The following is a 26,814-nucleotide window of genomic DNA, read 5'->3' on the forward strand; positions in this document are numbered from 1 at the left end:
CGGGAGGGGTGCGCCGAGGGTCGTCGGTCTGCGGGCACGACCGCACGGCCGAGGGGCGTGGATGGTCGTGACCGGCGATCCGGCCCGTGGCAGCCCTCGGCGCCGATTCCGGGCGGCTACGGCGGCGGCGTGCGCGCGCTCGGGTACGAGACGGACGGCGACGATCGCGGCGGCGCCGAGCTCGACCGTCGCGAAGGAGGGATCCGGGGGTCAGTCCGCGGACAGCGCCTTCGCCAGCCGCGGCACCGTCAGTTCCCGTTGCCAGGGCCGTGCCCCGTCGGCGGCGAACCGTTCCTCGATGTACGCGACGACGTCCGCATCGGTCGGCACCTGCCACTCCCAGCACAGCCGGCGCACCATCTCGGGGCCGACCAGATTCTCCACCGGCACCTGCACCTGCTCGCTCAGCTCGGCGAGCGCGGACCGGGCCGCGGCGAGCCGCGCCGCGGCCTCGGGGTCGTGCCGGGCCCAACGGTTGGCCGGCGGCGGACCTGTGAACGGCTGGGTGACCGGGGGCAGCTCCGATTTCGGCAGTGCCCGGGCCCGTTCGATCGCGCCCAGCCATATCCGCGACGACCGGCGCTGACGGGGGCCTCCGAACACCGGCAGGGCGCGCAGCTCCTCGACCGTGCGAGGTGCGGCCTCCGCTGCGGCGACGATCGCGGAGTCCGGCAGTACCCGTCCCGGTGCTATGTCTCGCCGTGCCGCGAGTTCGTCTCGCGCAGTCCACAATTCACGCACGATCGCGAGCCGGCGCGGATCCTTGAGGGTGTGGATCCGGGAGGTGCGGCGCCAGCGGTCCGGCTTGGGGGCGGGGGGTCCGGCGCGACGGATGTGCTCGAACTCCTGCGCCGCCCAGTCCGACTTGCCCTGCCGCTCGAGCTCGTCCGCCATCGCGTCCCGGAGCTCGACGAGGATCTCGACGTCGAGTGCCGCATAGTTCAGCCAGGCATCGGGGAGCGGCCGGGTGGACCAGTCCGCCGCCCCGTGCCCCTTTCGCAGTTCGAAGCCGAGGGTGCGTTCGACGATGGCGGCCAGCCCCACTCGATCGAAGCCGGCCAGTCGTCCGGCCAGTTCGGTGTCGTAGAGCACCGCAGGCCGCAGCCCGAGCTCGTCGAGGCCGGGTAGGTCCTGGTCGGCGGAGTGCAACACCCACTCGAGATCGTTGATCGCCGATGCGAGCGGGGTGAGCGCGCCGGCCGTCGGGATCGGGTCGAGCAGTACCGTGCCGGCGCCGGCGCGACGCAGTTGCACGAGGTAGGCCCGCGCGGAGTAGCGGAATCCCGAGGCGCGTTCGGCATCGACGGCCAGCGGTCCCCGGCCCGCGGCGAGCGCCTCCGCGGCCGCGGCCACTCCGGCGGCCGTGGTGACGACCTCGGGGACACCGTCCCGTGGGGTCAGCAACGGGACCGTTGCCCGCGCGGGCTCGTGCTCGTTGGCTACCGACATGCTTCGTGACTCTATCCGGATGGCGGAAACAGGGGCGTCGACCCGGTCAACGGCGCGGTCCCCGCGTCGATTCCCGGGGTGACGAAAGGCACAGGGCGGGTCATCGTGAGTTCTCGAGTTCCTCGAGCGCCGAGGGGAAGCCGTCGACGAGTGCCCAGAGGTCGGGAACCAGCTCGGGGCACGCGAGCACGCCGACATCGAGCGTGCCGGACAGGGACATCACGGTGACGTTGAGTCCGACACCGTGGAAGATCGGCCCCAGCGGATACATGGCCCGGATCCGCGCGCCCAGAAAGTACAGGGGCACGGCGGGGCCCGGCACGTTCGACACCACCAGGTTGTGCACCACGGGGTGGCGTTCCGCCAGCCGCAGCGACGCGTACATGCGCATCGCGGTGCCGAACACCGCCGGCGCCATGAACTGCGTCCAGTCCTGCAGCAGGCTCACGCCCAGTGCCGAATTATGTTCTTTGGCAGAGGCATTCGCATCGGCAATCGCGTGCAATCGCTCGATCGGATCCACGATGTGGGTGTGCAGGCTCGCGAACATCGGCGAGACCTGATTGCGCCCGGGCCGGTCCGACGTGCCGCGCACCGACACCGGGACCATGCCGATCAGCGGGGAGTCGGGAAGTTCGTCGCGCTCGGTGAGGTAGCGGCGCAACGCCCCGGCGCACACCGCCATGACGACGTCGTTGACCTTCACGCCGTGCTCGTCCTTCACGGCCTTGACCCGGCCCAGATCGAATTGCGTGAACCCGACACTGCGGTGGCCGGTGATGGTGCCGTTGAAGGATGTGCGCGGCGCGGTGAACGGCGCCGGCATGGCCTCGCCCCGCCGGGCCCGGGTGATCCACCGGGGCAGCAGTTCCACGGTCTTGGGCAGTGCTCGTACCAGACCCAAGGGGCGGGTGGCGACGTTGAACAAGCCGCCGAGGGCGATCTCGAGCGCCGACCCCCCACCGGCACCGTCGGCGACCGGATCGGGGCGCGGTGCATCGGGTTCGAGACTGCACAGCTGGGCCACGAGTTCGGCGCCGGTGACGCCGTCCGCGCCCGCGTGGTGGATCTTCGTCATGACGGCGACCGATCCGTCCTCGAGCCCCTCGATCACTGTCATCTCCCACAGGGGCCGGGAGCGGTCGAGCGGCTGCGCAGCGATGTGTCCGCACAGTTCCGCGAGTTCCTCCCGGCGCCCGGGCGCCGGGACCGCGACCCGGTGCAGGTGCCGGTCGAGGTCGAAGTCCGGATCGTCCACCCACACCGGATGGTCGAGATTGAACGGGCTGTCGGCGATCTTCTGCCGGAACAACGGCACGGCCGGAACACGGGCGGCGAGTCCGGCGCGGAGCGTCTCGAAGCGGTATCCGCCCGGGACCGTGGTCGGGTCGAGGACGATCAGTCCGCACACGTGCAGCAGCTGCGTCGGCGTCTCGAGGTACAGGAATCCGGCGTCGAGGCCGCTGAGTCGATGCATGCCCTCATGGTAGAACGAGTTCTAGAATCTGCACGGGAACGATCGCTCCACGTGCGCGTACCCCCGGGCGGCCGGTGCTCCGCGGGTTCCCGGGCGGCGGTCAGCCCGGCGAGGCGAGCGGGGCAGGCGGCGTGCCCGGCGCCCGGTCGGCCAGCTCCGCGAGCGCGGCCGGGAAGCCGCCGGCCAGCTGCCACAGGTCCGGGAGCAGGTCCGGGCACGACTGCAGACCGAAGTGCAGGCCGCCGTCGAGCGACATGACGGTGATGTTCAGACCTGCGCCGTGGTAGATCGGCCCGAACGGGTAGAGCGCGGTGATCCGCGCGCCCAGGTAGTACAGCGTGTCCTTCGGGCCGGGGATGTCGGAGACCACGAGGTTGTTGAGCACGGGGAGCACGTCGGGCAGCCGCAGCGCCGAATACAGCCGCAGCACTGCACCGAATGCCGCTCCCGGGGTCACCTGGCCCCAGCTGCCGAGCAGATCCGGGTCGAACGTGGCCTGATGCGCCTTGGCCGCGGTCTGGTCCGCCGCCACGGCGTGCAGCCGCACCACCGGGTCGGCGATCTCGGTGTGCAGCCGCCCCATCAGTACCGAGATCTGGTTGCCGGCGTCGCCCCGGGCGCGTCCGTGCACCGAGACCGGGACGGCCGCCAAGAGGGGAGAGGCCGGCAGCTCACCGCGGCCGTCGAGATACCGGCGCAGAACCGAGGAGCACAGCGCCAGCACGACGTCGTTGACCGTGACGCCGAACGCCCGCTTGACCGCCTTCACGGCCGCAAGATCCAGCGTCACGAACGCGACGTTGCGACGGCCGGTCACGCGGCGGTTGAACGACGTCCGCGGCGCCGTGAGCGGAACCGCCATCGCCTCTCCCCGCCGGGCCCGGCCCACCCAGCCGGGCACCAGGGCGGCGCCGGACCGCACCGCCCGGGCCAGGTCCAGCGGCCGGGCGGCGAGATCGGCGATGCCGCCCGCAGCGACGCTCAGGCGGTTGCCCCCGCCGACGCCGGGCGACTCGGGTTGCGGGGGCGGCGCCCCCGGTTCGAGGTCGCACAACTGCGCCAGCAGGGTCGCTCCGGCGAGGCCGTCCACCACGGCGTGGTGGATACGTGTCAGCACCGCGACCGAGCCGTCGGCCAGTCCCTCGAACACCGCGGTCTCCCACAGCGGCCCGGACCGGTCGAACCGCCGGGCGAAACGCTGCCCGCAGAGCACGGCCAGTTCGGCGGCGGTGCCCGGTTGCGGCACGGTGAACCGGCGCAGATGCCTGCCGACGTCGAAAGAGGGATCGTCCACCCACACGGGGTGGCCGGGATTGAACCGGGAATCGACCACACGCCGGCGCAGCAGCGGCACTGCCGCGACCCGCGCCGCCAGGTCGGATCCCAGCCGTTCGAAGGAGTAGCCACCCGGCACGGTGGAGACGTCGAGCAGGGCGAGGCCACCGATCTGTACCGGCAGCCCCGGTGAGTCGGTGTAGAGGAGCGCGGCGTCGAGCCCGCTGAGCCGCCGCATGCCTCGATCATAGGACCGCGAAGTGCCCGGTACATCCGTTCCAGGCCCGTCGGGGACCCCGGTGCCGATGGTGAGGGTTCAGTGCTGGAGCCGCGTCACACCCGCCGGGGGCAGCCCCGCCGCATACGCGAGCACCTCGCAGAACGCCTCCACGTGAGGGCCGAGTTCGGCGGACTGCGCGGTCCACGAGGCCCGCAACTCCAGCTGATGCGCCCGGGCCGGGCCGGCGATGTCTCCGAAGCGCACCGAACTCGTCGACGTCACGGTGCCGCCGAGCGCCGTCAACGGCTCGCCGTGCGCGTCGAGCGCATCGACCAGCCAGCTCCAGGCCACCTCCGGAAGCAGAGGATCGGCAGCCAGGGTGGCGTCCACGTCCGCCTGGATGTAGGCGACGAGCCGCATGGTGCCGTTCCAGGCCTCGTCGCCCTCCGGATCGTGCAGCAGGATCAGCCGGCCGAACGCGTCGCCCTCCGACTGCTCGGGCACCAGGTCGGTGTCCGGATGAAGCACCTCCGCGCCCAGCGCATAGCTGTACGGAGCCAGCCGCTGCGGCGGCCGGATCGGACCAACCTCGATCTCCGGCCGCACGGTGGCCGCGTTCATCGAGTCGATGGCCGCGCGGAACTGAGCCGGCTCGGCGGGCGAGGTGGTCACGACAGCGGACGTTAGACCGGGTGACCGGGGCCACGCGGGAGGCGCGCCGATTCCGGCGGGGTGGCCGGGCGTGGCAGCATGGGCGGCGACCTGTGCCCCTGGACGAACGAGGATCGATGACCGGCCTGGAGAACACGAACGTCGGCTCCACCCCGCGTGTGGAGTACCCGACGCGGCGCCAGCTCCCGCAGGCGCCCCTGCTCGCCGCTGCGCGGGGACTCGAGCCGGCACACCGGCCCGTGTGGTTCATGAGGCAGGCCGGTCGCTCGCTTCCCGAGTACCGGGAGATCCGGGCGAACATCGGCATGCTCGAGTCCTGCTTCGATCCCGAGCTGGTGTGCGAGATCACCCTGCAGCCGGTGCGCCGCCATCGAGTCGATGCCGCGATCCTGTTCTCGGACATCGTTGTTCCGCTCAAAGCCGCGGGAATCGACCTCGACATCGTAGCCGGGACCGGACCGGTGATCGCCGACCCTGTGCGCACCGCGGCGGACGTCGCGAAGCTGCCGGTCCTCGAGCACGACGAGGTCGGTGCCGTCTCACGGGCGGTCGGGCTGCTCACCCGCGAGCTCGGCGACGTTCCGCTCATCGGTTTCGCCGGGGCGCCGTTCACCCTCGCCTCCTACCTCGTCGAGGGTGGTCCCAGCCGCAACCACGAGCGCACCAAGGCGCTCATGCACGCCGAGCCGCGCACATGGCACGCCCTGCTGGGGCGGCTCGCCGACATCACGATCGCGTTCCTGCAGGCCCAGCTGCACGCCGGCGTCGACGCGATCCAGCTGTTCGACTCGTGGGCGGGCGCGCTGTCGCTGGCCGACTACCGCGAGTTCGTGCTGCCCCATTCGGAACGGGTGTTCGCCGAGGTCGAGTCCGCGGGCGTGCCGCGCATCCACTTCGGCGTCGGCACCGGCGAGCTGCTCGGCGCGATGGGCGAGGCCGGCGCCGACGTGGTCGGCGTGGACTGGCGGGTACCGCTGGACGTCGCCGCCACCCGGGTGGGGGCCGGAAAGGCATTGCAAGGCAACCTCGATCCCGCGATCCTGTTCGCCGGACCCGACGTGGTCCAGGCCGAGGTGCGGCGCATCGTCGCCGAGGGGGACCGCGCGCGTGCCGCGGGCGCCACCGGGCACATCTTCAACCTCGGGCACGGCGTCCTCCCGGACACCGACCCGGACGTCCTCACCGCGGTCGTCGACCTGGTGCACTCGTTGTGAGCGGTGCACCGAGCGTCGCCGTCGTCGGGGGCGGGATCACCGGTCTCGTCGCGGCGTACCGGCTGCGTCGCCTGCTCGGCGCGCACGCCCGGATCGTCCTGCTCGAGGGCGCGGAGCGGCTCGGCGGAAAGCTGCACACCGTGCCGCTCGCCGGCAATCCGGTCGACGTCGGGGCGGAAGCGTTCATCGCTCGCCGCCCCGAGGTCCCGGCGCTGCTCGAGGAGCTGGGCCTGAGCGACCGGATCGTCCACCCGTCCGGGGCCCGGCCGCTGATCTACGCCGGCGCCGCGCTGCACCCGTTGCCCGCCGGCACCCTGATGGGTATCCCCGCCGACGCCGGGTCGCTCACCGGTCTCGTCGACACCGAGACCCTCGCGCGAATCGCGGCCGAGCCCACCGTCCCGCTGCGCTGGGACCGCACCCGCGACGTCTCGGTGGCCGACCTGGTGGCCGACCGGTTCGGTGAACAGGTGGTGCGCCGCTCCGTCGACCCCCTCCTCGGCGGCGTCTACTCCGGACTCTCCGACACCGCAGGCGTGCGGGCCACCCTGCCGACCCTGGCCGCGGCCCTCGACGCGGGGGCCCCGAGCCTGAGCGAGGCGGTCGCCCGAGCCCTGCCGGAGCCTTCGGACACGCCCGTGTTCGGCACCCTGCGCGACGGCTACGGCACGTTGCTCGACGCGCTCGAGAAGGCCGCCGACGCCGAGGTCCGGCACGTTACCGCGGTCGGTCTGCGCCGCAGCGGCGACCGCTGGGACCTCGACCCGATCGGATCCGTGGACGGCGTCGTCCTCGCGGTGCCCGCCGACCGCGCCGCCGAACTGCTCACCGACGCCGTCCCGGCGGCAGCCGCCCAGGCCGCCCGGATCCCGCTCGCGTCGTCGGCGGTGGTCGCGCTGGCACTGCCAGACGATGCCGCACTGCCGCAGAACTCGGGGATCCTCGTGGCCACCGGCGAGGATCTGTCCGCCAAGGCATTCACCTTGTCGAGCCGCAAGTGGCCCCACCTGGCCGGGCGCGACGTCGCGCTGGCTCGCGCGTCGTTCGGCCGCTACGGCGAGGCCGCGATCGTCGACGCACCCGACGACGAGCTGATCGCCCGCGCGCGCGTCGACCTCGCCACCGTCACCGGTGTCACCGACGAACCCGTGGCCGCGTTCGTCCAGCGCTGGCACGGGGGCCTGCCGCAGTACCGGGCGGGGCACCTCGACATCGTCGCGGCGCTCGAGGACGCGGTCGCCGCCGTCGACGGCCTCGAGGTCGCCGGCGCGATGCTCCACGGCGTGGGCGTGCCGGCATGTGTCGCATCAGGCACGACGGCCGCGACGCGCCTGGCAGCCCGAGTGGCAGGATGAACGGTATGGCACGTCTCGACTACGACAAGCTCAATTCCACCCTGCGCTACGCGATGTTCTCGGTGTTCCGGGTCCAGCCCGGTGCCCTCGGCGACGACCGCTCCGCGGCGATCGAGGACGCCCAGAAGTTCTTCGCGGCCTACGACGGCACCGATCTGGTCGTGCGCGGCATCTACGACGTCGCCGGGGTGCGCGCCGACGCCGACTTCATGATCTGGACGCACGCCGAGCGGCTGGAGGATCTGCAGAAGCTGTACGCCGATTTCCGCCGTACCACCGTCCTCGGCCGCACCACCACCCCGGTGTGGTCGAACGTGTGCCTGCACCGGCCGGCCGAGTTCAACAAGAGCCACCTGCCCGCCTTCATCGCCGGTGAGGAACCCGGCAACTACGTGTGCGTCTACCCGTTCGTGCGGTCGTACGAGTGGTACCTGCTCCCCGACGCCGAACGCCGCCAGATGCTGGCCGACCACGGCAAGGCCGCCCGTGGCTACCCGGACGTGCGGGCCAACACCGTGCCCGCATTCGCACTGGGCGACTACGAGTGGATCCTCGCGTTCGAAGCTCCCGAACTCGATCGCATCGTCGACCTCATGCGCGACCTGCGTGCCACCGAGGCCCGCATGCACGTGCGCGAGGAGACCCCGTTCTTCACCGGTCCGCGCGTCGACCTCGACAAGCTGATCACCGCGCTGCCCTGACGCCCGCCGTCACCCCCGGATGTGCCGTCCCCGCACGGACTCCGGGGGCGCCTTCGGCTCGCCGGAAGGACGTGATGCACCCCCTGGCAGACTGTGCACCATGAGTTCTCGGACCGTGCGGTACCAGCACATGGCGCACTGGGGGATGTTCGAGGTCGAGACACACGACGGCGACGTCAGCGCCGTGCATCCCTTCCGAGGCGACGCAGATCCGTCACCGATTCTCGACAACGCCGTGGGCTCGGTGCGGCACCGCTCGCGGGTTGCGGGACCAGCGGTGCGCCGCGGCTGGCTCGAGCACGGGCCCGGGCCGAGCGATCGCCGCGGCAACGACGAATTCGTCGCGGTGTCCTGGGACGAGCTGACCGAACTCCTGGCCGGGGAGCTGCAGCGCGTGGTCGACACGCACGGCAACCGGGCGATCTTCGGCGGTTCGTACGGGTGGTCGTCGCCGGGCCGGTTCCACCACGCGCAGAGTCAGGTGCACCGATTCCTGAAGATGCTCGGCGGCTACACCCGCTCGGTGCACAGCTATTCGCTCGGCGCGACCGGCGTGATCATGCCGCGCGTGGTCGGCACGCACTGGAAGCTGTTCGCCCGCGCGACCCACTGGGACGTCATTGCCCGCGACACCGACCTGATGGTGTGCTTCGGCGGGGTGCCGCTCAAGAACACGGCCGTCAACGACGGCGGCACCAGCAACCATCCCACCCGGGGGGCGCTCGACGCGCTGCGCGCCCGCGGCGGGACGGTCGTGTCCGTCAGCCCCCTGCACGACGATCTGCACGGCGCCGCCGAACGCCTCGCGCCGCGGCCCGGAACGGACGTCGCGATCATGCTCGCCCTCGCCTACGTGCTCGCCACCGAGGGCCTCGCCGACCGCGACTTCCTCGACCGCTACTGCGTCGGCTACGACAAGTTCGAAGACTATCTGCTCGGCCGTACCGACGGCATCGCCAAGACACCGCAGTGGGCGGCCGCCCTGTCCGGGCTGCCCGCCGAGACCCTCGCCGCGCTGGCGCGGCGCATGGCAGCCGGCCGCACCCTGATCACCGTCACCTGGTCGCTGCAGCGGGTCCGGCACGGTGAGCAGGCTCCGTGGGCGGGCGTGACCCTCGCCGCGATGCTCGGCCAGATCGGGCTGCCCGGCGGCGGGTTCGGTCACGGCTACGGCTCGATGAACGAACCCGGCATCGCGCCCGTCCCGTACCCGCTCCCGACCCTGTTCCAGGGCGACAATCCGGTCGGCGACCTGATTCCCGTGGCCGCGATCTCCGACCTGCTGCTGCGGCCGGGACAGGAGTACGACTTCGACGGCCGGCGCCTGACGTACCCCGACATCCGGCTCGTGTACTGGGCCGGCGGCAACCCGTTCCACCACCACCAGGACCTGGGCCGGCTGCGCCGCGCCCTGACGCGCCCGGACACGATCGTCGTGCACGACCCGTACTGGACGCCGACGGCCAAGCACGCCGACATCGTCGTGCCGTCCACCACGTCCCTCGAACGTGAGGATCTCAGCTGCACCCGCAACGACCCGCTGCTGGTCGCGATGCACGCCGCCGCCCCACGCTTCGCCGACGCCCGCGACGACTACGACACGTTCTCCGCGCTTGCGCACCGTCTGGGCTTCGGGGACCGGTTCACCGAGGGCCGCACCGCCCGGCAGTGGCTCGAGCACCTGTACGAGCAGTGGCGTGGATTCGTCCTCGCCGACGACGCCCGCGTCGAATCCCCTCCGGAGTTCGACGAGTTCTGGGTGCGCGGACACGTGCGGATGCGCACCGAGGACGAGCTGACACTGTTCGAGGAGTTCCGCGCCGACCCCGAGCGCAACCCCCTGCGTACCCCGAGTGGGCGCATCGAGATCTTCTCCGCCGACATCGACGGCTTCGGTTACGACGACTGCACCGGGCACCCTGCGTGGTTCGAGCCGGAGGAGTGGCTCGGCGGCCCTCGCGCGCAGCGTTACCCCCTGCACCTGATCGCGAACCAGCCCAAGACCCGCCTGCACAGCCAGCTCGACCACGGCGGCGTCAGTCAGGCCTCGAAGATCCGCGGGCGCGAACCGGTCCGGATGCATCCGGACGATGCGGCGGCCCGCGGTGTGGCGGACGGCGACGTCGTGCGGGTGTTCAACGACCGCGGCGCGTGCCTGGCCGGCGCCGTCCTCGACGACGGTCTGATGCCCGGGGTGGTGCAGCTGGCCACCGGCGCCTGGTACGACCCACTGGACCCGGCCGATCCCGGCTCGATGTGCGTGCACGGCAATCCCAACGTGCTCACCGCCGACGTGGGCACTTCGAGTCTGGCCCGCGGCTGCACGGGCCAGCATGTGCTCGTGCAGATCGAACGCTTCGACGGAGACCTGCCACCGATCCGCGCCTACGACCCGCCGGTGATCCGCACCCGCTGAGCCGCCGGTTTCCGCCCGACCGACCGGGTTCCCGTACGCCGAGCGTTCCCGCGCCGAGCGAATGTATCCCTCGCTCCGAGGAGCTGGACGATACATCCGCTCGGAGGCGGGCCCGTAGTCACATCCCCAGCGAGCGCTGCACCTCCCGCAACGTCTGTGCCGACGCCCGCAACCCGTCGGCCTCGTCGGGCGCGAGGGGAATCTCGAGTACCCGGTCGGCGCCGCGGCCGTCGACGATCGTCGGCAGCGACAGGCACACCCCTTCGACCCCGTGCACGCCGCGCTGCAGCGTCGAGACCGGCAGCACCCGGTGCTGATCCCGCAGCACCGCCTCCACGATCCGGGCAGTGGACAGGCCGATGGCCAGGTTCGTGGCGCCCTTGCCCTGGATGATCTCGTACGCGCTGCGCACCACCTGGGTGGAGATCCGCTCCCGGACCGCCGCGTCGAACACCGCCACACCGTTCTCGTCGCGGTACTCGGTGGCCGGAACCCCGCCCACCGTCGCGCTCGACCACAGGGTGATCTCCGAATCGCCGTGCTCGCCGACGATGAGCGCGTGCACGTTCTCCACCGCGATGCCGACGTGCTGCGCGACGAGGAAGCGCAACCGCCCCGAGTCGAGGACCGTGCCGGACCCGAGAATCCGCCCGCCGGGGGCGTCCGTTGCGCGGATCGCCGCATACGTCACCACGTCGACGGGGTTGCTGACGAACAGCACCACCGCGTCGGGGGACAGCGCGAGCAGCGCCGGTGTGAGTTCCTGGGCGAGGCGCACGTTCGCGGCCGCGAGCTCGAGCCGTGACTGGCCCGGCTTCTGCTTGGCGCCCGCCGTCACGACGATCAGATCGGAGCCGGCGGTGACGGCCGGGTCGTCGGCGCCGTCGATGCGGCACGCGGGGGCGAACTGGGTGCCGTGGTTCAGGTCGAGCACTTCGGCCCGCACCTTGGCGGTGTTCGGATCGAACAGGGCCAGCGAATCCGCCGAACCCCGGATCAGGCACGCGTAGGCGACGGCGGTGCCGACGCTGCCGGCGCCGACGATCGAAACCTTGGACTTGGACGCACGGGTCGTCGACATGGACTCGATCCTCGTCGCTCCGCGCTCGATCCGCAGCCCGACCGTGCAGCCGTTAGCCTTCGAATCATGAGCGCTCAACCGTTCGACGCCGTGCTGTTCGACTTCTCCGGCACGTTGTTCCGGCTCGAGGAGGACGAATCCTGGCTGGCCGACATCACCGACGAGCGGGGCGAGCCCTTCGACGTGCACCGGCAGGCCGAGCTGATGCGCCGGATGACCGCCCCGACCGGCCAGCCCGTCGAGATGGACGCCGCCGAACATCACGCCTGGATCAACCGCGACCGGGACCCCCGCTGGCACCGGGACGCATACCTGACGGTGCTGCGCCGTTCCGGAGTCGCCGACGAGGAACAGGCCCTCGGCCTGTACACCAAGCTGACCGATCCCCGCTGCTGGACGGTCTACCCGGACACGGTGCCGGTGATCGAGGCGCTCGCCGGCGAGGGCCTCGCGATGGCCGTGCTCAGCAACATCGCCTTCGACATCCGGCCGGCGTTCGCGGCGCTCGGTATCGACGATCTGGTGTCGGAGTTCGTGCTCTCGTTCGAAGTCGGCGCGGTCAAACCGGAGCCGGAGATCTTCCGGCACGCCACCGAGGCGCTCGGGGTGTCCCCGGAGCGCACCCTGATGGTGGGCGACAGCGAGGAGGCCGACGGTGCGGCCCGCCGTATCGGGTGCTCCTTCGCCCTGGTCGAGCCGCTGCCCACCGCCGAGCGTCGCCGGGGACTGTGGCGAGCCCTGTTCGCGGCGGGCCTCAGTCCTTCGGAACCAGGCGCAGGGAGATCGAGTTGATGCAGTACCGCTGATCGGTCGGAGTCGGGTACCCCTCGCCCTCGAACACGTGCCCGAGATGGCTGTGGCAGGACGCGCACACGACCTCCACCCGGCGCATGCCGAGGGACGTGTCGGAGCGCAGGATCACCGCGTCGCTCGACGCCGGGTCGAAGAACGAGGGCCACCCGCAGTGCGAATGGAACTTCTCGGTGCTGCGGAACAGTTCGGCGCCGCAGGCGCGGCACTCGTACACACCTTCGGTCTCCGTGTCGGTGTACTCGCCGACGAAGGGCCGCTCGGTGCCGGCCTGCCGCAGCACCGCGTACTCCGCGGGGGTGAGGCGGGTCCGCCATTCGTCGTCGCTGAGGGATACCTTCGGCGCGGGTTCGGTGGGGACAGCGTCAGCCATGCGCTCCACGCTAGCCGTCACCGCGGTTCGTCGCCACGAGCTCGGCCTTCCGCGCAGGTTCGTGCTCCGGCAACAGGAACGACGGTTCGATGCCGTCCGCCAGCCGGCCCTCCCGCCGGGCGGCCAGGTAACGGTCGAGCAGCACCGCGAAGATCACGATGAGCAGCAGCGACCACCCGAACGTCGTCTTCATGTACTCGGCAGCGCGACCGGCCTCCGGCCACCGTCCCGACAGCCAGCTGTCGTAGCTCATGAAGCCGTAGACCGCCAGCCAGGCCGGCCAGTTCCGCATCACCGAATTGCGCAACACGACCGTCATCAGCAGCGGGAACAGCATCATCGAGTAGTACATCTGACCGAGCGAACCGAGCAGGAACGACGCGGTGAGCAACACCCCGCTGCTCGTACCGACGAAGAAGAGCTCGTCGTGGCGGCAGTACCGGTACAGCAGCCACAGCGAGACGACGACCATGAGACCCAGGACGACGCGCAGCGCGAGGGTCAACCAGGCGGGTAAGCCGTAGTACATGCCGTTGCCGACGATGGCGCTGTTGAAGTAGTCGCGTGCCTCGAACAGGTACGGCGTGGTGCGCTCGACGAACGCCCAGGCGTCCACCGAGAGCGGCCACGCGACGAGCGTCAGGCCGAGCGGCACCGCCGCGGCGGTGACGAACACCTTCCACTGCCGGCGCACGAACGGAATCAGCAGCAGGGGCGCGAGGATCGGCTTGACCGCGAACGTCAACCCGATCGCAACGCCCGCCCACAGATCCCGCCGGCGCAGCAACAGCGTCAGGAAGGCGACCTCGCCGAGCAGGACGAGGCCGTTGATGTTGGTGAAGACCAGGGTGTTCGTCACGGTCTCGGAACCGAACGCCGCCAGCAGGAGGATCGGCGCGAGCACCGAGTCGAGACCGTAGCCGAACATCCGCAGCAGCAGGTACAGCGCCACGATGATCGCGATCGCGTTGGCGATGATGAACAGCCACCGGGAGCGCTCCGGGTCGATCACCGCGATCGGGGAGATCAGCAACGTCCCGGACGGGGGATACAGGTAGTGCGGGTCCACCCACTCGAAATTCGCGGTGTACACCGGCCGGCGGTTGAGAAACGCCAGGGCCGCGTTGTAGACGGGAGTGAAGTCGTCGGTGCGGAACCCGTTGACGGCTTTGACCACCACACGGTGCAGCACCGTGAGCACGGCCAACGGCCACACAACGCACTTGACCACCTCCGCGGCGGTGCGGGCGGTGCGGGGCTCGAGGCGGCTGAGGAACACTACGGCACGGTACACCGAGAGCCGGGGGCGGCCACCCACCGTCCCCACCCGGCGTCGGGCCCGGGCCGCGGCGGACGCCGGTTCACGCCGGGCACAGGCTGCCGTTCGGCGGCAGGGCGCCGGTGTCGAGGTAGGCCGCCAGGCGTGCCTGGACGCAGCCGGAGTGCAGGACCGCGGAGTAGCCGGCACCCTGCCAGGACAGCGCCGCCCACCGGGCGGAGACGGCGGTGAGGGCTCCGGTGACCGACTCGAGCCCGGCGCTGCCGACGAGCGGATCGGCGGCACCCGTCGTCACCAGCACAGGCACGCGCACCTCCGCCGGCAGCGGTGGTGTCGGCATGCTCGGCCAGGCGCTGCACGCGGTGAGACCGATCGCGCTGTCGCCGCCGAACAGGGGGTAGTTCGCCGACCACGTCTGCTGCAGCTCGGTGGCCCGGGCCGTCGTGGGCCACCGCTGACCGTCGCTGCAGCGGGAGACGAACTGCCCGTCGGACGACAGCACGGCCTCGGCGGCGCCGACGAGTTCGAGCATCGGTGTCACGTCTCCCGCGCCGGCGGCGGCCAGTGCGTCGGACAGCTCGCGGACCCGGGCCTGCGCGTCGCTACGGGGGGTTCCCAGGAACCACGTCACCGCAGTGAGCAGGGCGTTCGACGAGAGCGGTGCAAGAGTGCCGGCCGCGGCGCGGGCGTGCAGGTCCTCGAGCGCGGCCCGCGGGTCGGGGCCCAGCGAGCACGCCAGCGCGACGCACTGGCGGGCGAACGCGTCGACCGCCGACTCCGCGCCGCGCACCCGGCTCTCGGCCAGCAGCTCGGCGTCGGCCGTCGCGGCGGCGGGGGAGTCGAGGACGAGGCGGCCGACGGTGGTCGGGTACTTCGACGCGTAGGCGAGGGCGACCGTGGCACCGTTGCCGATGCCGAGCACGCCGATCCGATCGACGCCCCAGGTGGTTCGCAGCTGCTCGAGGTCGTCGGCGGCGTGGGCGGCGTCGAACAGCAGTTCCTGCGGCTGCAGGTAGTCGGTGCATGCGATGGTGGCTTGCCGGCCGAGCTCGGCGACCCGCTCCGGACCGTCGCCGGTGCGGCCGAACTGCCCGTGGTCGGCCAGGGCGCGCCGGTCCGCTCCGAAGATGCACTCGATCGGCTGGGAGGCGCCGAGGCCGCGCCGATCCACCGCGACGATCGGCCGCGAGGCCGCGAGTTCGGCGAGCGAGCCGGTCGACAGTGCGGCCAGCGCCCGTGAGGAGGGCATGTCCGCACCCGTCGTCATGACGAGCGGGGCCGCCTCGGTGGGGGTCTGCGCCAGCCGGGCGCGCAGCACATCGAGTGGAAACGAACCCGGCACGATGCCTGTCGCGTCGATCGCGGCGGGAATCTGGGCGCACTCGAGGACGAGGCCTGTCGGTCCTGGCGGCAGCGTCTGGGCGGCGAGGGTCTCGGCGGTGCAGTCGCGCCAGTCCAGGTCCCGGGCGGGTGCCGGCAGTTCCGGGGCGAGGGCAGGGTCCTCGCCGGTGGGAGTGGCCCGGCCGTCCGCCTCCTGCACCACCGCGACATCGGGGCGTACCGAGGGGCCCGCCCCGCACGCGGCGGTCATCGCTCCGAGTACGACGATGCCCACGGTGAGCACACGGGTTCTGCGCATGCGCACAGCCTGCCAGGTCGGTACGCGGGCCCGCGCACACGACCGGATCGCCCGATCTGCCGGATGTGACGATCACGTGTACGGGATGTGAAGTAGGTCGCAATCTGCCCTGGGTGTACCGGTCGCCTCGAGCTGCGGCCCTACCCTGGAGAAATGCACGAACGTCTCGTCGATCGCAATCCCGTGGTGCCGTCCGACCAGCTGGTGGCCCAGATGGTTCCGCCCGCGATGTTCGACGACGTGAGCTTCGCGTCCTACATTCCCGATCCGAACGAGCCGAGCCAGGCGACCGCCGTGGCGACGGCGGAGGAGTTCGCCCACAAGATCGCGAAGATCCGGGGTGGCGGCCGGCGGGGCCTGTTCGGGCGGAAGGCGCCGTCCACCGGCGCCGGTCTCTATCTCGACGGCGGCTTCGGCGTCGGTAAGACCCACCTGCTGGCGTCGATCTTCCACGCGGCCCCGTCGCCGAAGGCGTTCGGCACCTTCGTGGAGCTGACCCACGTCGTCGGTGCGCTCGGCTTCAACAAGGCGGTCGAAGAGCTGTCCAGCCACAGCGTGCTGTGCATCGACGAGTTCGAGCTCGACGACCCGGGCGACACGATGCTGGTCTCCCGGCTGCTGACCGAACTGTCCGCGCGGGGCGTGTCCATCGTCGCGACCTCCAACACTCTGCCCGGGCAGCTGGGCGAGGGGCGATTCGCGGCGCAGGACTTCCTGCGCGAGATCAAGAAGCTCGCCTCGATCTTCGAGACCATCCGCGTGGACGGTCCCGACTACCGCCATCGCGACCTGCCGCCGGCGCCGGACCCGATCAGCTCCGAGGAGCTGCTCGATCGCGCCGATGCGGTCGCCGGCGCCACCCTCGACGATTTCGACGAGCTGTGCGCGCATCTGAGCACGCTGCATCCGTCGCGGTACGGCAAGCTCGTCGAGGGCGTCGCGGCGGTCTTCCTCAACGGGGTCCATGCGGCCCACGACCAGTCCGTGGCGCTGCGTCTGGTGGTGCTCGCCGACCGGCTCTACGACGCGAGCATCCCGGTGACCGTCGCCGGCGCGAAGCTGGACGAGATCTTCACCGCCGAGATGCTCGCCGGCGGCTACCGCAAGAAGTACCTGCGTGCGACCTCGCGCCTGCTGGCGCTGTCGCGGTTCGAGACCGCCGCCACCTGAGTCGGGTTCCCGGCCGGATCTGCCGCACGCGAGTACCTCGCGTCACAGGGTGCGTTGCATGACGTAGTCGTGATGGGTCTGCGAGCCGACCTGGAAGGTGCGCGTGCCCACGACCTCGAATTCGTTCTTGGCGTAGAACCGCCGGGCCCGCGAGTTCTGCTGGTTGACTCCCAGCCACAGCCCCCGGCAGCCGGCTGCCCGGGCACGCTCGACGACGGCGGCCATCAGGGCCGCCGCCACTCCGGTGCCGTGCTTGCCCGGCAGCACGTAGAGCTTGCTGATCTCGGTGGTCGGCAGCGCGGTCACGGCTGCCCGGACCTCCGGGTCCGTCGGTTCCGCATCGACGGCCATGAGGTAACCCACGATCTCGCCGCCGACGGTCGCCTTGAGCACGATGCGGGTCGGGTCGGTGAGGTATTCGCTGAACCGTTCTGCCGAGAGGGTGTCGTCGATGAACGCGGCGATGTCCTCCTGCGAGGCGTCGGCCGGGCAGGCGAGGGGGAACGTGGTGGCTGCGACATCGGCGATGGTCTCGGCATCCCAGATGCCGGCCTGCTCGACGGAGACGTTCGCCGTCGATTCCTCGAGTGACGGAGTGGGCATGGGAACCAGTAGATCACTCGGCGGCTCACCGCGCCGACGCTCGGGTCCGGTATCCGCTCGGCGTCCGGAAATGGCTGAACCCCAGCCTTGGATGGGGGGTCATGGCTGGGGTTCATTACCATCGGGGGGATGGCATCTCCGACAATACATGAGGAATCCCTCAGGTTCCAGCCGGGGTGGTCACGGTTGGGTCACACGCCGGTCGACGGGCGGTTGCCTTCCGCCGGGCGACGCTCTACTGTGGGCCTCATGAAGCGCGTACTCGTAGTTCACCGCCGTAGCGGGGTCTGATTCGGACCGACCCCTCGCTGCGGGTCGTCGAGCTACCTGTCGGTCCTTCCTTCACGCGGAAGACCTCCCACGATGAACGCCTTCACCTCCACCGCTTCCAGCACCTCCTATGCCGCCGGCGACGCGAACACCGCATACTCGGCGCCGATCGACCCGTTCGCCGCGCGCTACGGACGATCCCTGCCACGCGAACTGCGCGCCGAGGCGCTCGACATGAGCTGGACCGAGTTCACCGCGACCTATGCCCCGCACGGGCCGGTCCGTCTCGGTGGCTGGTCGGCCGGGGCTCCGTGTGCAGGCCGTCGGAATTTCGAGGCCACCTTCGGCGTGGGGGAGACCATCCACGCGGCTGCGGCGACGGCCACCGGCCCGGTGGCTGCGATGACCGCCATGATGCACACCCTCGGGATGCCGCTCGAGATTCTCTCGTTCCACCAGTTCGACCTCGGCGACAGCCACGCGACCTTCCTGCTGTGCGAGGCGGACGGGCGCCGGCTCTGGAGCATGGGTATCGCGGCGACCGGAACCGAATCGGCACTGCGCGCGATGACCGCGGGAGCCAATCGCCTGCACGCCTCCCGCTGAGAGCGCGGTAGCACGACGAAGGCCCTCCCGACCGGGAGGGCCTTCGTCATCGAGTGGTGGGCGCGACCCCGTCCGGCCGGCGCCCCCGACGGGTGGTGGAGCGGATGACGGGATTCGAACCCGCGACCCTCACCTTGGCAAGGTGATGCGCTACCAGCTGCGCTACATCCGCATGCGCACTCCTCGACCCGGCGGACCGGCGATGGAGTGCAGGGTGGAGAAGGTGAATCGTGGTGCGCGATACTGGGATCGAACCAGTGACCTCTTCCGTGTCAGGGAAGCGCTCTCCCGCTGAGCTAATCGCGCCGGGTGGTGGAGCGGATGACGGGATTCGAACCCGCGACCCTCACCTTGGCAAGGTGATGCGCTACCAGCTGCGCTACATCCGCATGCGCACTCCTCGACCCGGTGACCCGGGTCGAGAAGTGCAGGTAAAACCTGGTCGATCGTGGTGCGCGATACTGGGATTGAACCAGTGACCTCTTCCGTGTCAGGGAAGCGCTCTCCCGCTGAGCTAATCGCGCGAGGTGGAGACGGGAATCGAACCCGTGTGCACGGCTTTGCAGGCCGTTGCCTCACCACTCGGCCACTCCACCGTAAAAGGTCGAGTCCAACCTCTCGAGCGGATGACGGGATTCGAACCCGCGACCCTCACCTTGGCAAGGTGATGCGCTACCAGCTGCGCTACATCCGCATCGCACCCTCCGGCGCCGTGCTCTCCGTGGTGCGGTTGAGAACATTAGCCGACCATCGTCAGAACACACAAATCTGCAGGTGAGGGCATGGACGAGCCGTCCTCACGGGGTTGTGCACGGCCCGTTCCGGGCCGGCGGGCTCCGGTTGCGGCGATTCGCTCCGCAGGGGCGGAGCTTGCGGCTGTTCGGGGCGCGGCGTCCCGACCCGGTACCGAAAACACAGGCGACCAGGCGATTCGTGTTCACCCGATGGGCGTGTTAATGTTCCTTCTCGTTCGAGCCGCTGCGAAGCGGCCCGGTCCCGTGGCTCAGTGGAAGAGCGTCCCGTTCACACCGGGGAGGTCGCTGGTTCGATCCCAGCCGGGACCACAAAGAACGTGCTGGACAACGCCATTTTTCTGAATCGCGCCACGCCACCGTGCGGAATACGTGCAGAAACACCCCGGATGGCAGTGCGGGACCAGGGAGCATCGTCCGAACGGGAACCGTGATGAACCTCACATCCCAGCTGTCGACCCGACGGATACTATCCCCGCGTATCGGCACTGCTGCGCCCGATCCAATTCGACGAGCGCGACTAGGGCTGCGTCACCAGCACCGCGGTGCCGGTCCCTCTAGGTGCCGGTCCCTCTAGTCGACTGGCATTAGGACAACCACGACGGAGGTTTCGCAGTCGGGCTACTCCGCTCCGTTGACGTCGAAGGTACAAACTGTTCGTGTCCATCCGAGGGGTTCGACCGAGAACGGCGGATCGCGGGTGTGCCTACTTCCTCACGCCGGAGGCGCCGGCGCGAATCACAGCGGACCCCAGTTGTATGCGGCGGCTCCGCTACGAGTGGACGCCCAGCACGACGCGCGACCGGTTAGTAGGCCCGCAGACGGGCGATCGGCCCCATTCCGATGCCTTGGGGTGGGTAGGTGCCGTTCGTCGTTCTACGTTGGCCTCGGAAGCTGTACGACATTAAGTGTTGTAAGTTGGCCGGCAGATGATCGCCTCGGCTGGGGTGAAGATGCCGACAGTGGTATCTCAAGCCCGCCATTAGTCCGGACGGGCTCTTCGCTGTGTGCCGCGGTCCGCAGAGACGAGGCCCCCATCCTCGGGGTCTGCAGCTTGTCGCGCTGGCGCGAGCGGGCGCGTCACGGCTGACGGCCGATCCGGGTGCTCTTCCAGCTTGTCGACAACCTCGTGCTGTGTCCGTAACTTCGCGTCGCCGACGACCCGATCCGGGTTGCGTTCGAGGATATGCTGGCGGCGGTGGATTGCCGGGAGGCGGACGTAATCTGCGCCCCGCACGTCGACCGTCTCGTCCAGTGGCTTGCGGACCTCGAAGCAATTCTGGAACAGTGCGAGGCCAACGCGCCGTCATCGTCACTGCTGCTGTTTACCGACCTAACTGGGGCCCTCTCTCAGACCGGGGGCGCGGATCCAGAGGGGAGGTCCCTCGTCCAGCGGAGATTGGCTGTCCGTATCCTGTCCTCATGTCTGCCGAAAGCGCCGAGAAGTTGTTCGATCAAATACCTGTTTTTGAGGTCGATTTGAACCAACTGGGGCGGGCGGAGGCGGAGCACGAGTTCGTTCGAGTAGCGTTTGAGCTCTTGAACGAAACGCTGAGGTACCTTCATTACACGTGCGGTCTCTACACCTGGGAAAGGCCAGGGGGCTTAGACCGCGATGAGGCAATCGTAGTTGGCCAATTGGTGCGGATGTTGAAGCTTGCACACGCAATTCTGGGTAAGGCCCAGCAGGATAGGGGCGGAGATCAACACTCCGCAATTTCACGGCAGTTTCTAGAAGGCTTGTCTATCGTTAAGTACCTAACAAAGGACATTCAGGATAAGGGTAGATTTGACGCGTATGTAGGTGACGGGCTTATCGCGGAAAAACAGTTCTCAAGCCTCATTGACGGTCAAGTAAAGAATCGTGATGGCGAAGTGTGGGAATTGGAACAACGTCTGCAGTCATCGATCAGTCACACGTTCGAATCGGCGGGTGTCGAGAAGGTGCTTCTTCCGGGGAGGAAGAAAATTGGGTACGCGTCCGCAGAGGAGCGCCTCCGATTGGTAGGATCGACAGCGTACGGTGCGTATAGAGCAACCTCAAGCGGGATCCACGGGACGTGGCACGATTTACAGTTCAATCACCTTCGGTGGGAGAATGGAAAATTCCATCCTGAGGTCCGTTCCGCTGCCGTTCGCCCTCAAATTTTTTTCGCGCTCAGTTTCTGGGGAACCGACGCGTGCCTGACCTACATTGACGCGTATCTACCGAGCTACATGGCGGCCTTAGGTCCGAGGCTGGCCGCGCATCTCGAAAAAGTTCGAGATTCCGATGCCATTCATGAAAAGTTCATTATGGGGACTTCAACGCAGTCGTAAAAGTCCTGCTGCGGAAAGTCCTTCCTGGACGACGCTCACAGGTCCATATTAGCATGGTTACCGATTGGACCGAGGGGGTAGTCCCCACGGATCCTCCCCAATCTGTTCGGCCATGTTGGTAAGCGGATGGACTCTGAACAGCCGCCATCCTCTACTTCCGTGTTCCCACCGCTTCGCTCGTCTCATTGCCAATTCTCTCCGAGTCTCAGTAGGCGAGGGTTCGGGGTGGCCATCCGAACGGGGATGGTGGGATATTTTCCAATTGCGAAACGCCTTTTGCTCCGCAGTCCAAAGGCTGAATTCTGTCATAGTTTCATTAAAGTCTGAGTATTGAGGAGAAAGTTCCTTTGCAATCGTGTCCCAGAACCATTTGTAGAACTCACGTACTGCAACGGAGTATTTTTCGATTATGGGAAGGAACTCCATCCAGTCATGCTGGGTATTGAGGAAATTTCGCGGCTGAGCCGTCCATCCGTTCCACTGCAGCAACTTATTCTTATTGAGCCGAAGCCTGTTCTCATGCACTACCGGGCCCCCGGCTGACCAGCTAATGCGCGTGGATTGCTTGGGTACAGGGAGGTCGTAATGGACAGTGTAGTTCCGCAGCTCTTGAAGAAATTTTATCTGGGCTGACCCGTATGCTTCCGATACTTTGGGTTGCCAGTGTTTCACTTCCCAATCCGATAGGATTAACTGACCTTTGTCATTCTTGCCCTTTGTTGGCCATATGGTGCGATGAACTGCTCGTTGCACGTCACGCAGTGTCATGGCGGATGCGAGGTAGTTGTGGAACAGTCGGACGAGTTCATGCTCGTACGCGTCTTCAAGTTCACTCGGCATCTTGTCTGTTCCGACGAAATGTCCTACGTGCTGGGCAAGTTCGAGTGAATTACCACTGAAGACGCGTACCGCCCGGTCCAGTGATTCGAAATGTCGATTCATCGGGAAGCCTGGAAGGTCCTTGATGAGGTCGCGCCGCTCGGCATCGGTGGGAGAGGGATTCTGGCGAAATCGCGAGTCATCCGGCATGGGCGGAACTGTACCCAATGGTACGGAGTCCGCGTGATGCGGGAGGGACTCCGCCCGTGTTGAATTGGACCTGAGGAATCTCCTGCGGGTTCCGGTTCGGAGATGCACTCTTTGTAGCTCCCATTGGCCCCCCGCCAAGGCGGCCCAACGACGAATAACCTGGCTCCGAATGGGACGACCGTAGGTGGGACTACCGTGTCGTCCGGCCAGACGCAGCTACGAAAGCGCCCCGCGTGGTCGGGGATACAACCGTGTGGGCTGGGCATCGTCGGGCTCCGCGAGATCGATCCCGCGCCACCTCTGCCCGTCCCGTGGCATATGACGTGGTGTAACGTAGTCTCCCACGTCCCGTCGGGGGACGCGCAGTACCTAGGTTTCCTGTCGGAGGAGGCACAGATGGCATTGAGCCGCGATGCGCGGGAATTCGCTGCAGAAATCGCAAACCATGACTGGTCTGATGCACCGTACCGGTGCGATCGGGCCGGACACGATCGGTCGATCGACCGCACCACCACTCAGCAGCTAACACCTGCGCAAACTGATGCCGTTCGGGCGAATGTCATGTGGGTGGTAGCTCAGGTGCTTGGGCACGCCGACCCCAACTTCGATGAGTATGAATTCGCTGAAGCGTGCGGAGTCAATACTAGAACTCGCTCCGGACGCCGGGATGGCAGCATCAGCGCGGGTCTACGTCGAACGAGTGACGGTCGTTTCTGCCGTCCCGGAACCTGGGATGAGCCCGTCGACTGAGGTCGCGGGCGTCGGCGGGGCGATGCGGGTGAGCCCCGCCGGCTGACCGATTTGGGGCTGGCGCCCTAAAAGGAAGTGCCGCTTCCGCGAGCCGGCCGCTCACGAATCCAGTAAGGCAGCAGCCCGTTCTGCGCCTCACGCGCCACCCGTTCCCCACCGCCGTGCACGTGGAACGGGGAATAGATCGTGAACTGGCGGCGACCTCCATGATCCGATCTCGGTGCGCAGCGTGGAACTGGTGCGCAGCTGCCTCTGCCACCGGTGCAGGCGTTCGAGCAGCGGCAGGATCGGGTCTGCTCCGGGGAGAGCGCCCCGGGATGGCGGCCGGCGTTCGGGGCTCTTCGCAGTCTGCAGTGGCATTGATGCCGGCTGGGTGTGCTCCGCCGGGAGCGGCGGGTGCAGGTCCACCGTACCCGGCGTCGCTGGTTGTCAAGATTGCGGAACCCGAACGCGATTCTCCCGACGTGATTGACGATCCGGCTCACCGAGCAGGCGGCGCAGAACTTGTGGAACCGGTACAGCGCGCTACGGATCTCGTGGCGGAGCACACCGGGCGGTGCACGCGAGCAGGTCGCGTGGTGAACAATTCGGTGCGCTGCTCGGCGAGGGTCTCAGAGCCGCGCAGCAGCCGACGTCGGTTGACCCATTCGACACTGCTCTTGCGGCCGCGCCGGCCGCGGTGGGACTGGGTGACCCGGCGCCGCACCGCATCGACGACCGGTCGACCACCAGTTCGGCGTGCGGCAACGCCTCGCGCACCACCCTGGCGTAGACCGATGAGAGGTCGATGGTGACGTGGCTGATCTGCTGTCGCCACTGTTCATCGCGTGCGTGCAACCAGTCGAGCACCGTCGCCGAGCTTCGCCCGTTGACCTGGGCAAGCAGGCCCTGGTCACCGGTAACGTCGACCAGTCCGGTGTCCCACCGGTCCACCCACCGGCGTGCACCAATGACCGGATCGGTCTCCCGGCCCGCAAAACTGGCCCGGTCTGCGACGACGACACACCGTAGGACCCGCTGGTATCAGGCGCGGCCGACCAGCCGCCTTCCCGACACGCAGCCCATCGGCGTGAGCGGCATCTCGGGGCGATGGCACCACGCAACCATTTCATTAACCCTTGACGTTGTCGCGTGTTCATCCTTACCGTTGACATACCGCAACGGATGGGGCGACGATGAACAGCAACATCAAAGACATCGCAGACTGGGCGAAAAATCAGGGCTGGACAGTGACCGACACAGCCAATGGCTACACCCAGTTCTACAGCCCCACCGGAGAATGGGTGGCACACTATCCGGCAACACCTAGCAACCCCAGGCGACGCATGGCTGACCTGAAAGTAGCACTCAAGAAGGCAGGATTACCACTACCGCCACCGAGCAAGAAAGAACAACGGGCGATGCGCAGGAAGGACGGGTAGTAGCGATGGGCACCTGGGTCGTGAATGCCACCTACGAACTCGACGAGCCCGCCGAAACTGTGGCCGACCGTCTGGAAGCCGCACTGGAAACGCACGACGCCAGCGTGAGCGCCGGAGAGGGTGGACGTACAGACATCACCGCCTATATTGACGCGTGCGACCCACTGAAGGCGTTTTCCGTGATCCTCGACGACGTCGCCGCCGCACTGCCCTCCGGCCACATCCCGCTTGTTGTGCAGGTTATGACGGAGGATGAGTGGTTCCGCCGGGCGGATGCGCCGTCCCTGCCGGAGTTGTTGTCCACCCCTGAGGTGGGGGAGCTTCTGGGTGTGACCCGACAGCGGGTTGCCCAGTTGCGGAAGTCGGCCGCGTTCCCGGAGCCCTTGTTCGAACTGCGGACGGGACCGATTTGGGCGATCTCCGCGATCACAAATTTCGCGGAGAAGTGGGCGAGAAAGCCGGGCCGGCCAGCAACCACCACGGGCGCTTAGCTTCGGTAGGCCGCCTACGCCAGCTGCGGCAACCGGCCCCGCCTATTTGGGATGCCTGTCGTCGTCGCCCCATATGCCCACGGCCCGAAGGAAATTCGCCTCCGCAATCGCGATCCGCTCGAGCAGCGTCCAATTTGCGTTGTAGTACCCAGGGTGTCCTGCCAGTTCGATGACGTTGTCATCGACATCTTGGTCGCTCCCGCTTCCCATGGCTTCAGCATGTCAACGCCCAGGGCGAACCGGAACCCGGTTCGCCAGAAATGGGGGATTCCGATTGCGTCCTGCAACGTCGAAGTCACACGAACCGATACGCAGGACACGACACAGCGCTCCGAAAAGAGACACGCCCATGGTTGCAAAACACTTCCTCACCGTGGCGACACTTGCCGCAGTCGGAGCTGCACTGCTGACAGGCTGCGGAGACAGCGAACCGAGCGGCAACGAGCTCGTACTCCCGTCCGCCCCCCATTCACCGTCACCGCCGGTCACTACCACCGAAGAGCGCAGGACACGCGGAGTGCTGGGGCCGTACGACACCGGGGTGGGTCGCAACGGCGCCGAGGTGAGCATCCTGTCAGTGACCGATGAGGTCACCAACTACGGCCCAGCTACAGTGTTCACCTTCCAGATTTTCAATGCGAGTGATCAGATCATCGAGGGATCAGATTGGGCCACTCCCACCGTGGTCTACGGTCCAGCCGGTATCCCTGCCGAGTGGTTCGTGTCGACAGCGGATCAGCTCGGTCTCGGCACAGTGGGCGCGATTCCGCCCGGATCCAGGCAGACCGTGCGCGAAGGCTACAAGGTCAGCAAGGCACAGCTGACAGAAACCGTCGTGACCGAAGGAAGTCTGATTTGGTCCGGTGACTTCTCCACCTTCCAGAGGTAGGCATAGACCGACTGCTTGATCGGGCATGTGGGGCGACCGGTCCTTTGTGAAGAGCTGATCACCCCCACATCGGGAAGCCTGGCTGTATGACGCTGCTCGTTTCGTGTCATTCGGTCGAACTCCATGATCAGCATGAACTGGTACAGCCAACCCATCGTCAACGATGCGGCGGGGTGGTCCGCTCGCTGCATCTGGTCACCCCGATCGTCGGCACACTCCATCGCCGTGAGGAACTCAAATATGTCGTCGAGATCCGCGCCGACTCCGACCGCGCCGACACTGCACGGATACCCAACGCTCCAAGGGAGGAATCAGTGAGGCAGTAACCGGCGTTCGGGCGGCGCAGCTCCGCAGTGCGAACCCCTTCCGAGCGACGAAGGCCAGCGCTCACGCGGCTTCCAGCGCGAGGGCGAGAGCGACGATGCCCAGAGCGACGACGGTGAACAACGGCAGCAACAGTAGCCACCAGCCGGACGCTGGCCGATGCGGCCAGCGTCGGATCGCGCACCGTCGCCTCCTCGTTGGAATCACCGTATGTCCCGCAAGGACGACG

Annotated in this window: 22 protein-coding genes, 7 tRNA genes and 1 pseudogene; 13 read left to right on the top strand and 17 right to left on the bottom strand. The window is 68.2% G+C overall.

Translation table 11 applies throughout. From position 1 onward, the window contains the following. Positions 1-210: 210 nt before the first annotated feature. From ACM26Y_RS11310 to ACM26Y_RS11325, 4 genes are all read right to left on the bottom strand, one after another. Positions 211-1,449 (bottom strand): HRDC domain-containing protein, encoded by a 1,239-nt coding sequence (locus ACM26Y_RS11310; protein ID WP_416063457.1) that lies wholly within the window; start codon positions 1,447-1,449, stop codon positions 211-213. Between the two features lie 100 nt (positions 1,450-1,549). Beyond that, positions 1,550-2,926 (bottom strand): WS/DGAT/MGAT family O-acyltransferase, encoded by a 1,377-nt coding sequence (locus ACM26Y_RS11315; RefSeq protein ID WP_416063458.1) that lies wholly within the window; start codon positions 2,924-2,926, stop codon positions 1,550-1,552. A 100-nt stretch (positions 2,927-3,026) separates the two neighbouring features. Continuing rightward, the gene (locus ACM26Y_RS11320) at positions 3,027-4,439 is read right to left on the bottom strand and encodes a WS/DGAT/MGAT family O-acyltransferase (RefSeq protein ID WP_371383010.1); all 1,413 of its coding nucleotides are present in this window, start codon (positions 4,437-4,439) and stop codon (positions 3,027-3,029) included. A gap of 78 nt (positions 4,440-4,517) precedes the next feature. Next, on the bottom strand, positions 4,518-5,093 hold the full coding sequence (locus ACM26Y_RS11325; RefSeq protein WP_003935556.1) for a DUF3000 domain-containing protein: 576 nt from the start codon (positions 5,091-5,093) through the stop codon (positions 4,518-4,520). Between the two features lie 116 nt (positions 5,094-5,209). Between ACM26Y_RS11325 and hemE the strand changes: the two genes are divergently transcribed. The 4 genes from hemE (at position 5,210) to ACM26Y_RS11345 (ending at position 10,779) form a co-directional block, all read left to right on the top strand. Further along, a complete protein-coding gene (gene hemE / locus ACM26Y_RS11330; RefSeq protein ID WP_416063459.1) occupies positions 5,210-6,307 on the top strand; it encodes a uroporphyrinogen decarboxylase in 1,098 nt (365 codons plus the stop codon). Beyond that, the gene (locus tag ACM26Y_RS11335) at positions 6,304-7,662 is read left to right on the top strand and encodes a protoporphyrinogen oxidase (RefSeq protein WP_289379339.1); all 1,359 of its coding nucleotides are present in this window, start codon (positions 6,304-6,306) and stop codon (positions 7,660-7,662) included. The genes hemE and ACM26Y_RS11335 overlap by 4 nt, the downstream gene beginning before the upstream one ends. Positions 7,663-7,667: 5 nt before the next feature. Next, positions 7,668-8,363, top strand: coding sequence for a hydrogen peroxide-dependent heme synthase (hemQ, locus tag ACM26Y_RS11340; protein ID WP_003935553.1), 696 nt, complete (start codon positions 7,668-7,670; stop codon positions 8,361-8,363). A gap of 130 nt (positions 8,364-8,493) precedes the next feature. Then, positions 8,494-10,779: a molybdopterin guanine dinucleotide-containing S/N-oxide reductase gene (locus tag ACM26Y_RS11345; RefSeq protein ID WP_416063660.1), complete on the top strand. Its 2,286-nt coding sequence runs from the start codon at positions 8,494-8,496 to the stop codon at positions 10,777-10,779. A gap of 118 nt (positions 10,780-10,897) precedes the next feature. On the opposite strand, the gene ACM26Y_RS11350 is transcribed toward ACM26Y_RS11345, so the two are convergent. Beyond that, complete coding sequence (locus ACM26Y_RS11350; RefSeq protein ID WP_416063460.1) at positions 10,898-11,860, bottom strand: L-lactate dehydrogenase; 963 nt, start codon at positions 11,858-11,860, stop codon at positions 10,898-10,900. A gap of 66 nt (positions 11,861-11,926) precedes the next feature. Here ACM26Y_RS11350 and ACM26Y_RS11355 point away from each other — a divergent pair, with 66 nt between their 5' ends. Then, complete coding sequence (locus ACM26Y_RS11355; protein WP_416063461.1) at positions 11,927-12,652, top strand: HAD family hydrolase; 726 nt, start codon at positions 11,927-11,929, stop codon at positions 12,650-12,652. On the opposite strand, the gene msrB is transcribed toward ACM26Y_RS11355, so the two are convergent. The 3 genes from msrB to ACM26Y_RS11370 are packed head-to-tail and all read right to left on the bottom strand — an operon-like array spanning position 12,615 to position 15,961. After that, on the bottom strand, positions 12,615-13,043 hold the full coding sequence (gene msrB / locus ACM26Y_RS11360) for a peptide-methionine (R)-S-oxide reductase MsrB (RefSeq protein WP_289379342.1): 429 nt from the start codon (positions 13,041-13,043) through the stop codon (positions 12,615-12,617). The two genes, ACM26Y_RS11355 and msrB, sit on opposite strands and share 38 nt — an antisense overlap. 10 nt (positions 13,044-13,053) lie before the next feature. Continuing rightward, positions 13,054-14,361 carry a glycosyltransferase family 87 protein gene (locus ACM26Y_RS11365; protein WP_416063462.1) on the bottom strand — a complete coding sequence of 436 codons (1,308 nt, stop codon included), beginning with the start codon at positions 14,359-14,361 and terminating at the stop codon, positions 13,054-13,056. 43 nt (positions 14,362-14,404) lie between these two features. Next, positions 14,405-15,961 carry an alpha/beta hydrolase gene (locus ACM26Y_RS11370; RefSeq protein ID WP_416063463.1) on the bottom strand — a complete coding sequence of 519 codons (1,557 nt, stop codon included), beginning with the start codon at positions 15,959-15,961 and terminating at the stop codon, positions 14,405-14,407. Positions 15,962-16,114: 153 nt separating this feature from the next. Here ACM26Y_RS11370 and zapE point away from each other — a divergent pair, with 153 nt between their 5' ends. Further along, the gene (gene zapE / locus ACM26Y_RS11375; RefSeq protein ID WP_003935546.1) at positions 16,115-17,131 is read left to right on the top strand and encodes a cell division protein ZapE; all 1,017 of its coding nucleotides are present in this window, start codon (positions 16,115-16,117) and stop codon (positions 17,129-17,131) included. 42 nt (positions 17,132-17,173) lie between these two features. On the opposite strand, the gene ACM26Y_RS11380 is transcribed toward zapE, so the two are convergent. Then, complete coding sequence (locus tag ACM26Y_RS11380) at positions 17,174-17,734, bottom strand: GNAT family N-acetyltransferase (RefSeq protein ID WP_003935545.1); 561 nt, start codon at positions 17,732-17,734, stop codon at positions 17,174-17,176. A gap of 363 nt (positions 17,735-18,097) precedes the next feature. Between ACM26Y_RS11380 and ACM26Y_RS11385 the strand changes: the two genes are divergently transcribed. Then, positions 18,098-18,610 (top strand): 2-isopropylmalate synthase, encoded by a 513-nt coding sequence (locus tag ACM26Y_RS11385; RefSeq protein WP_054373604.1) that lies wholly within the window; start codon positions 18,098-18,100, stop codon positions 18,608-18,610. A gap of 96 nt (positions 18,611-18,706) precedes the next feature. Here the strand turns inward: ACM26Y_RS11385 and ACM26Y_RS11390 are convergent. The 6 genes from ACM26Y_RS11390 to ACM26Y_RS11415 all read right to left on the bottom strand — a co-directional run bounded on the left by ACM26Y_RS11390 (position 18,707) and on the right by ACM26Y_RS11415 (position 19,304). Further along, positions 18,707-18,782: transfer RNA gene (locus ACM26Y_RS11390), tRNA-Gly, on the bottom strand. Between the two features lie 59 nt (positions 18,783-18,841). Next, positions 18,842-18,916 (bottom strand) — tRNA-Val (locus ACM26Y_RS11395). Positions 18,917-18,923: 7 nt separating this feature from the next. Beyond that, a tRNA-Gly gene (locus tag ACM26Y_RS11400) sits at positions 18,924-18,999 on the bottom strand. 60 nt (positions 19,000-19,059) lie between these two features. Beyond that, positions 19,060-19,134, bottom strand: a tRNA-Val gene (locus tag ACM26Y_RS11405). Between the two features lies 1 nt (position 19,135). Beyond that, positions 19,136-19,206 (bottom strand) — tRNA-Cys (locus tag ACM26Y_RS11410). A 25-nt stretch (positions 19,207-19,231) separates the two neighbouring features. After that, positions 19,232-19,304 (bottom strand) — tRNA-Gly (locus ACM26Y_RS11415). A 298-nt stretch (positions 19,305-19,602) separates the two neighbouring features. Here ACM26Y_RS11415 and ACM26Y_RS11420 point away from each other — a divergent pair. Both ACM26Y_RS11420 and ACM26Y_RS11425 read left to right on the top strand, forming a co-directional pair. Then, positions 19,603-19,674, top strand: a tRNA-Val gene (locus tag ACM26Y_RS11420). A 1,110-nt stretch (positions 19,675-20,784) separates the two neighbouring features. Continuing rightward, the gene (locus ACM26Y_RS11425) at positions 20,785-21,681 is read left to right on the top strand and encodes a DUF5677 domain-containing protein (RefSeq protein WP_416063464.1); all 897 of its coding nucleotides are present in this window, start codon (positions 20,785-20,787) and stop codon (positions 21,679-21,681) included. A gap of 57 nt (positions 21,682-21,738) precedes the next feature. On the opposite strand, the gene ACM26Y_RS11430 is transcribed toward ACM26Y_RS11425, so the two are convergent. Together ACM26Y_RS11430 and ACM26Y_RS11435 are read right to left on the bottom strand one after the other, a co-directional pair. Continuing rightward, the gene (locus ACM26Y_RS11430; protein WP_416063465.1) at positions 21,739-22,710 is read right to left on the bottom strand and encodes a hypothetical protein; all 972 of its coding nucleotides are present in this window, start codon (positions 22,708-22,710) and stop codon (positions 21,739-21,741) included. Positions 22,711-23,810: 1,100 nt separating this feature from the next. Next, positions 23,811-24,426 (bottom strand): annotated as a pseudogene (locus tag ACM26Y_RS11435) (transposase); the annotation flags it as partial. 209 nt (positions 24,427-24,635) lie between these two features. Here ACM26Y_RS11435 and ACM26Y_RS11440 point away from each other — a divergent pair. From ACM26Y_RS11440 to ACM26Y_RS11455, 4 genes are all read left to right on the top strand, one after another. Further along, complete coding sequence (locus ACM26Y_RS11440) at positions 24,636-24,881, top strand: hypothetical protein (RefSeq protein ID WP_416063466.1); 246 nt, start codon at positions 24,636-24,638, stop codon at positions 24,879-24,881. Between the two features lie 5 nt (positions 24,882-24,886). After that, positions 24,887-25,372, top strand: coding sequence for a hypothetical protein (locus tag ACM26Y_RS11445; RefSeq protein ID WP_416063467.1), 486 nt, complete (start codon positions 24,887-24,889; stop codon positions 25,370-25,372). A gap of 349 nt (positions 25,373-25,721) precedes the next feature. Next, positions 25,722-26,261 (top strand): hypothetical protein, encoded by a 540-nt coding sequence (locus ACM26Y_RS11450; protein ID WP_416063468.1) that lies wholly within the window; start codon positions 25,722-25,724, stop codon positions 26,259-26,261. Positions 26,262-26,347: 86 nt separating this feature from the next. Continuing rightward, the gene (locus ACM26Y_RS11455; protein ID WP_416063469.1) at positions 26,348-26,587 is read left to right on the top strand and encodes a hypothetical protein; all 240 of its coding nucleotides are present in this window, start codon (positions 26,348-26,350) and stop codon (positions 26,585-26,587) included. Positions 26,588-26,814 lie beyond the last annotated feature (227 nt).

It is taken from the genome of Rhodococcus indonesiensis (genome assembly GCF_047782815.1).
In the GTDB taxonomy this organism is placed as follows: domain Bacteria; phylum Actinomycetota; class Actinomycetes; order Mycobacteriales; family Mycobacteriaceae; genus Rhodococcus; species Rhodococcus indonesiensis.

Coding starts and splice junctions, on each gene's coding strand:
- ACM26Y_RS11310 (WP_416063457.1), bottom strand. CDS start 1,449: ATGTCGGTAGCCAACGAGCACGAGCCCGCGCGGGCAACGGTCCCGTTG.
- ACM26Y_RS11315 (WP_416063458.1), bottom strand. CDS start 2,926: ATGCATCGACTCAGCGGCCTCGACGCCGGATTCCTGTACCTCGAGACG.
- ACM26Y_RS11320 (WP_371383010.1), bottom strand. CDS start 4,439: ATGCGGCGGCTCAGCGGGCTCGACGCCGCGCTCCTCTACACCGACTCA.
- hemE (WP_416063459.1), top strand. CDS start 5,210: ATGACCGGCCTGGAGAACACGAACGTCGGCTCCACCCCGCGTGTGGAG.
- hemQ (WP_003935553.1), top strand. CDS start 7,668: ATGGCACGTCTCGACTACGACAAGCTCAATTCCACCCTGCGCTACGCG.
- ACM26Y_RS11345 (WP_416063660.1), top strand. CDS start 8,494: ATGGCGCACTGGGGGATGTTCGAGGTCGAGACACACGACGGCGACGTC.
- ACM26Y_RS11350 (WP_416063460.1), bottom strand. CDS start 11,860: ATGTCGACGACCCGTGCGTCCAAGTCCAAGGTTTCGATCGTCGGCGCC.
- ACM26Y_RS11355 (WP_416063461.1), top strand. CDS start 11,927: ATGAGCGCTCAACCGTTCGACGCCGTGCTGTTCGACTTCTCCGGCACG.
- msrB (WP_289379342.1), bottom strand. CDS start 13,043: ATGGCTGACGCTGTCCCCACCGAACCCGCGCCGAAGGTATCCCTCAGC.
- ACM26Y_RS11370 (WP_416063463.1), bottom strand. CDS start 15,961: ATGCGCAGAACCCGTGTGCTCACCGTGGGCATCGTCGTACTCGGAGCG.
- zapE (WP_003935546.1), top strand. CDS start 16,115: ATGCACGAACGTCTCGTCGATCGCAATCCCGTGGTGCCGTCCGACCAG.
- ACM26Y_RS11380 (WP_003935545.1), bottom strand. CDS start 17,734: ATGCCCACTCCGTCACTCGAGGAATCGACGGCGAACGTCTCCGTCGAG.
- ACM26Y_RS11385 (WP_054373604.1), top strand. CDS start 18,098: ATGAACGCCTTCACCTCCACCGCTTCCAGCACCTCCTATGCCGCCGGC.
- ACM26Y_RS11425 (WP_416063464.1), top strand. CDS start 20,785: ATGTCTGCCGAAAGCGCCGAGAAGTTGTTCGATCAAATACCTGTTTTT.
- ACM26Y_RS11430 (WP_416063465.1), bottom strand. CDS start 22,710: ATGCCGGATGACTCGCGATTTCGCCAGAATCCCTCTCCCACCGATGCC.
- ACM26Y_RS11440 (WP_416063466.1), top strand. CDS start 24,636: ATGAACAGCAACATCAAAGACATCGCAGACTGGGCGAAAAATCAGGGC.
- ACM26Y_RS11445 (WP_416063467.1), top strand. CDS start 24,887: ATGGGCACCTGGGTCGTGAATGCCACCTACGAACTCGACGAGCCCGCC.
- ACM26Y_RS11450 (WP_416063468.1), top strand. CDS start 25,722: ATGGTTGCAAAACACTTCCTCACCGTGGCGACACTTGCCGCAGTCGGA.
- ACM26Y_RS11455 (WP_416063469.1), top strand. CDS start 26,348: ATGACGCTGCTCGTTTCGTGTCATTCGGTCGAACTCCATGATCAGCAT.